This window comes from Vibrio sp. S234-5 (assembly GCF_000960595.1).
Lineage (GTDB): Bacteria > Pseudomonadota > Gammaproteobacteria > Enterobacterales > Vibrionaceae > Vibrio.
This window is the reverse complement of record NZ_JZAM01000363.1, coordinates 1-392: the sequence shown is the minus strand read 5'-3', so window position 1 is coordinate 392 and position 392 is coordinate 1. Positions and strand designations below refer to the sequence as shown.

Genomic DNA, 392 nt, shown 5'->3' with positions numbered 1-392 from the left:
GTATCTGATAGCCCAGTTAGCTCAACTGTTGGATGTCGACTTAATTGCAGAAGGCGTAGAAGACGACAGGGCGTTAAATAAGCTTATCGACATGGGTTGCCATTATATTCAAGGCTACTTCTATTCTCGCCCACACAACGTCGATGAATTGGTACACATGATTAACGATAGACAAGTCAAACGCGCATAAAAAAGACCAAGCAATTGCTTGGTCTTTTTGTTTCGATTAAGAGCCTAAACAGCTATAAAACCGCTTTCTCTTTGTTTTTTAGCAGCTTATCCATTTCATCTCGATTCGCGATGAAGGTTGCCATCTCCTTCTTAGGAACAGAGCTCGCCATCGGAATATTCGCGCGCATCGCGTTGACAGGGCGTCCGTACTCGATCAATTC

1 protein-coding gene and 1 pseudogene are annotated in these 392 nt (G+C 43.9%); one reads left to right on the top strand and one right to left on the bottom strand.

Annotated features, from left to right (window positions below; translation table 11 throughout):
- On the top strand, window positions 1-190 hold a 190-nt coding region (locus UF06_RS21560; protein WP_045572305.1), incomplete at its 5' end, for an EAL domain-containing protein.
- Between the two features lie 52 nt (window positions 191-242).
- Here the strand turns inward: UF06_RS21560 and UF06_RS28075 are convergent.
- Window positions 243-392 (bottom strand): annotated as a pseudogene (locus UF06_RS28075) (peptidase M23); the annotation flags it as partial.